This window comes from Bradyrhizobium sp. (assembly GCF_035484855.1).
GTDB lineage: Bacteria > Pseudomonadota > Alphaproteobacteria > Rhizobiales > Xanthobacteraceae > Bradyrhizobium.
The window spans coordinates 1-6,069 of the sequence record NZ_DATHOP010000292.1 but is presented as its reverse complement, the minus strand read 5'-3'; the positions used below and the strand labels follow the sequence as shown (position 1 = coordinate 6,069).

The 6,069-nt window shown below is 62.8% G+C and carries 2 protein-coding genes; both read left to right on the top strand.

From position 1 onward, the window contains the following. Positions 1 to 2,772, top strand: a 2,772-nt coding sequence (gene rpoB, locus VK804_RS32875) for a DNA-directed RNA polymerase subunit beta (protein ID WP_325752469.1), incomplete at its 5' end; no start/stop codon positions are given. A 112-nt stretch (positions 2,773 to 2,884) separates the two neighbouring features. Next, positions 2,885 to 6,069 (top strand): DNA-directed RNA polymerase subunit beta' (rpoC, locus tag VK804_RS32870; protein ID WP_325752468.1); only part of this gene is annotated, 3,185 nt, incomplete at its 3' end.

Below are 6,069 nucleotides of genomic sequence, written 5' to 3'. Positions count from 1 at the left end.
ATCGACGACATCGACCATCTCGGCAATCGCCGGGTGCGCTCGGTCGGCGAGCTGATGGAAAATCAGTACCGCATCGGCCTGTTGCGCATGGAACGCGCCATCAAGGAGCGCATGTCGTCGGTCGATATCGACACGGTGATGCCGCAGGATCTGATCAACGCCAAGCCGGCGGCTGCCGCCGTGCGCGAGTTCTTCGGCTCTTCGCAGCTGTCGCAATTCATGGACCAGACCAATCCGTTGTCGGAGATCACGCATAAGCGGCGTCTCTCGGCGCTTGGCCCGGGCGGTCTGACGCGCGAGCGCGCCGGCTTCGAAGTGCGCGACGTGCACACCACGCATTACGGCCGCATCTGCCCGATCGAAACGCCGGAAGGGCCGAATATCGGTCTGATCAATTCGCTCGCGACCTTTGCGCGGGTGAACAAATACGGCTTCGTCGAGACGCCGTACCGCAAAGTGAAAGACGGCCGCGTCACCGACGAGGTGATCTATCTCTCGGCGATGGAGGAAGGCCGTTACACGGTGGCGCAGGCCAATTCGGCGATCGACGCCAAGGGGCGCTTCACCGACGATCTCGTCGTGGTGCGTCATGCCGGCGACGTGCAGCTCATTCCGCCGGACAAGGTCGACTTCATGGACGTGTCGCCGAAGCAGCTCGTTTCGGTGGCGGCGGCGCTCATTCCGTTCCTCGAGAACGATGACGCCAACCGCGCGCTGATGGGCTCGAACATGCAGCGGCAAGCCGTGCCGCTGGTTCGCGCCGAGGCGCCGTTCGTCGGCACCGGCATGGAAGGCGTCGTCGCCCGCGACTCGGGCGCCGCGATCGCGGCCCGCCGCACCGGCATGGTCGATCAGGTTGACGCCACCCGTATCGTGATCCGCGCCACCGATGAGCAGGATCCGACCAAACCCGGCGTCGACATCTACCGGCTGATGAAGTTCCAGCGCTCGAACCAGAACACCTGCATCAACCAGCGTCCGCTGGTGAAAGTGGGCGATCAGGTGAGCAAAGGCGACATCATCGCCGACGGCCCCTCGACCGATCTCGGCGAGCTCGCGCTCGGGCGGAATGCGCTGGTCGCGTTCATGCCGTGGAACGGCTACAACTTCGAAGACTCGATCCTGCTCTCCGAGCGCATCGTCAAGGACGACGTCTTCACCTCGATCCATATCGAGGAATTCGAAGTCATGGCGCGCGACACCAAGCTCGGCCCCGAGGAAATCACCCGCGATATTCCCAACGTCTCCGAAGAGACGCTGAAGAATCTCGACGAGGCCGGCATCGTCTATATCGGCGCCGAAGTCCGCGCCGGTGACATTCTCGTTGGTAAGATCACGCCGAAGGGCGAGAGCCCGATGACGCCGGAAGAAAAGCTTCTGCGCGCCATCTTCGGCGAGAAGGCGTCCGACGTGCGCGACACCTCGCTGCGCGTGCCGCCGGGCGTGCAGGGCACGGTCGTCGAAGTCCGTGTCTTCAATCGCCACGGCGTCGAGAAGGACGAGCGCGCGCTCGCCATCGAGCGGGAAGAGATCGAGCGTCTCGCCAAGGACCGCGACGACGAGCAAGCGATCCTCGACCGCAACGTCTATGGCCGCCTTGCCGAGCTGCTCGAAGGCCGCCAGGGCGTTGCCGGGCCGAAGGGCTTCAAGAAGGACACCAAGATCACGCGCGCCATTCTCGACGAATATCCGCGCGCGCAATGGTGGATGTTCGCGTCGCCCAACGACAAGATCATGGCCGAGATCGAGGCCATCCGGAAGCAATACGACGAGTCCAAGAAGCGCCTCGAACAGCGCTTCCTCGACAAGGTCGAGAAGCTGCAGCGCGGCGACGAATTGCCGCCCGGCGTGATGAAGATGGTCAAGGTCTTCGTCGCGGTGAAGCGCAAGATCCAACCCGGCGACAAGATGGCCGGCCGCCACGGCAATAAGGGTGTGGTGTCGAAGATCGTGCCGGCGGAGGACATGCCATTCCTCGCCGACGGCACTTCGGTCGATGTCGTGCTCAACCCGCTCGGCGTGCCGAGCCGCATGAATGTCGGTCAGATCCTCGAGACCCATCTCGGCTGGGCCTGCGCCGGCCTCGGTTTGAAGATCGGCGCCGCGGTCGACATGTACAACGGCAAGAAGGACTCCAAGCCGCTCAAAGACCTGTTGAAGAAGGTCTATGGCGAGGACGAGACCATCAAGTCGCTCGACGACAAGGGCCTCATGGAGCTCGGCACCAATCTGCGTCACGGCGTGCCGATCGCTACCCCCGTGTTCGACGGCGCCAAGGAAGCCGATATCGAGCACATGCTCGATCTCGCTGGCCTCGACCATTCCGGGCAGGTGACGCTCTATGACGGGCGCACCGGCGACGCGTTCGATCGCAGGGTGACCGTCGGCTACATCTATATGCTGAAGCTGCATCACCTGGTGGACGACAAGATCCACGCGCGCTCGATCGGCCCGTACAGCCTCGTCACCCAGCAGCCGCTGGGCGGCAAGGCGCAGTTCGGCGGTCAGCGCTTCGGCGAAATGGAAGTGTGGGCGCTCGAAGCCTATGGCGCCGCCTACACGCTGCAGGAAATGCTGACGGTGAAGTCCGACGACGTCGCCGGACGCACCAAGGTCTACGAGTCGATCGTGCGCGGTGACGACGCGTTCGAGTCCGGTATCCCGGAATCGTTCAACGTGTTGGTCAAGGAAATGCGCTCGCTCGGCCTCAATGTCGACCTGTACAACTCCAAGCAGCAGCGCGGTGATGGCGTGCCCGAGGCGGCCGAGTAAGACAAACGTCATGGCCGGGCGTCGCGATGCGCGATGCCCGGTCATCGAGAGCTTTCGTAGGCTTTAAGAGAATGACGACAGCGGCCGACACGGTCGGCAAGCGGAGCAGACGATGAACCAAGAAATTATGAATCTTTTCAGCCCGCAGGTTCCGGCGCAGGTCTTCGACCAGATCCGGATTTCGATCGCGAGTCCGGAGAAGATTCTGTCCTGGTCCTACGGCGAGATCAAAAAGCCCGAGACCATCAATTACCGCACCTTCAAGCCCGAGCGCGACGGCCTGTTCTGCGCGCGCATTTTCGGGCCGATCAAGGACTATGAATGCTTGTGCGGCAAGTACAAGCGCATGAAGTACAAGGGCATCATCTGCGAGAAGTGCTCGGTCGAAGTCACGCTGTCGCGGGTGCGGCGCGAGCGCATGGGTCATATCGAACTCGCGGCGCCCGTTGCGCATATCTGGTTCCTGAAGTCGCTGCCGAGCCGGATCGGCCTTCTGCTCGACATGACGCTGAAGGATCTCGAGCGCATCCTTTATTTCGAATATTACGTGGTGCTCGAGCCCGGCCTCACGCCGCTCAAGGACCGTCAGCTCCTGTCCGAGGAAGACTACGTCAAGGCGCAGGATGAATTCGGCGCCGACAGCTTCACCGCCATGATCGGCGCGGAAGCGATCCGCGAGATGCTCAAGGCGCTCGATCTCGAGAAGCTCGCCGCGGATTTGCGCGTCGAGATCGCGGAATCGACCTCGGAGCTGAAGCCGAAGAAGCTTGCCAAGCGGCTCAAGCTGATCGAGGCCTTCACCCAGTCCAGCAACAAGCCGGAATGGATGATCCTCACCCATGTGCCGGTGATCCCGCCCGACTTGCGGCCGCTCGTGCCGCTCGACGGCGGGCGCTTCGCCACGTCGGACCTCAACGATCTCTATCGCCGCGTCATCAACCGCAACAACCGCCTGAAGCGGCTGATCGAGTTGCGTGCGCCGGACATCATCATCCGCAACGAAAAGCGCATGCTGCAGGAAGCGGTCGATGCGCTGTTCGACAACGGCCGCCGCGGCCGCGTCATCACCGGCGCCAATAAAAGGCCGCTGAAGTCGCTCGCCGACATGCTCAAGGGCAAGCAGGGCCGGTTCCGCCAGAACCTGCTCGGCAAGCGCGTCGACTATTCCGGCCGTTCGGTGATCGTGGTCGGTCCCGAGCTCAAGCTGCACCAGTGCGGCTTGCCGAAGAAGATGGCGCTCGAACTGTTCAAGCCGTTCATCTATTCGCGGCTTGACGCCAAGGGCCTGTCGACGACGGTCAAACAAGCGAAGAAGCTCGTCGAGAAGGAGAAGCCCGAGGTTTGGGATATCCTCGACGAAGTCATTCGCGAGCATCCGGTGCTGCTCAACCGCGCGCCGACGCTCCATCGTCTCGGCATTCAGGCCTTCGAGCCGGTGTTGATCGAAGGCAAGGCGATCCAGCTGCATCCGCTGGTTTGCGCCGCCTTCAATGCCGACTTCGACGGCGACCAGATGGCGGTGCACGTGCCGCTGTCGCTCGAGGCGCAGCTCGAAGCGCGCGTCTTGATGATGTCGACCAACAACATCCTGCACCCGGCGAACGGCGCGCCGATCATCGTGCCGTCGCAGGACATCGTGCTCGGCCTCTACTACCTTTCTCTGATCCGCGATGCGGTCGAAGGCGAGAAGCCGAAAATATTCGGCGATCTGGCCGAGATCGACCTCGCGCTGCACGAGAAGGCCGTCAGCCTGCATTCGCGGATCAAATACCGCTGGCATGGCGTCGGCGAAGACAGCAAGCCGGTCACGCGCTGGTACGACACCACGCCGGGCCGGGTCATTCTCGGCTCGGTGCTGCCGAAGCTCGCCAAGACGCCGTTCGACCTCGTCAACAAGCTGATGACGAAGCGCGAAATCTCCGGAATGATCGACACGGTCTATCGCCACTGCGGTCAGAAGGAGACGGTGATCTTCTGCGACCGCATCATGGCGCTTGGCTTCCACCATGCATTCAAGGCCGGCATTTCGTTCGGCAAGGACGACATGGTCGTGCCGCACTCCAAGAAAGCGACGGTCGAGAAGACCCGCGATCTCGTCAAGGAATTCGAGCAGCAATACAACGACGGCCTGATCACCCAGGGCGAGAAATACAACAAGGTCGTCGACGCCTGGTCGAAGTGCACCGAGACCATCGCCGAAGCGATGATGAAAGAGATCTCCACCTCCCGTCCGGCAGCCGAGAAGGGCGCCGAGGCGCAGGTGAACTCCATTTACATGATGGCGCATTCCGGCGCGCGCGGTTCGCCCGCCCAGATGCGTCAGCTTGCCGGCATGCGCGGCCTGATGGCGAAGCCGTCGGGCGAGATCATCGAGAGCCCGATCATTTCCAACTTCAAGGAAGGTCTCTCGGTGCTCGAATACTTCAATTCGACGCACGGCGCCCGCAAGGGCCTCGCCGACACCGCGCTGAAGACGGCCAACTCCGGCTATCTGACGCGGCGTCTCGTCGACGTGGCGCAGGACTGCATCATCACCGAGTTCGACTGCGGCACGACCCGCGGCATCAAGGTGCGCGCCATCATCGATGCCGGCACGGTGGTCGCTTCGCTGGCAAGCCGCATCCTCGGCCGTACCACGGCCGAAGACGTGCGCGATCCGTCGGGCACCGAAGTGCTGGTGCCGAATGCAACGTTGCTCGACGAATACAGCGTCGAGAAGCTCGTCACTGCAGGCGTCCAGGAGCTCAAAATCCGTTCCGTGCTCACCTGCGAAACCGTCACCGGCGTTTGCGGTGCGTGTTACGGGCGCGATCTCGCCCGCGGCACACCGGTCAATATGGGTGAGGCGGTGGGCGTCATCGCCGCTCAGTCGATCGGCGAGCCAGGTACGCAATTGACGATGCGGACGTTCCACATCGGCGGCGCGGCGCAGATCTCGGAGCAGTCGTTCATCGAGTCGAACTTCGAGGGCACCGTCAAGATCAAAAACCTCAACGTCGCCCGTAATTCGGACGGCGATCTGATCGCGATGAACCGCAACCTCATCGTTGCGGTGGTCGATCCGGACGGCACCGAACGCGCCGTGCACCGCATTCAGTATGGCGCCCGGTTGCGGGTCACCGACGGCGAGCACATCAAGCGCGGCCAGCGCATCGCCGAGTGGGATCCCTATACCCGGCCGATCCTCACCGAGGTCGAGGGCACGATCGGCTACGAGGATCTCGTCGACGGCCAGTCGCTCACCGAGTCGCTCGACGAGTCGACCGGTATCGCCAAGCGCGTCGTGATCGACTGGCG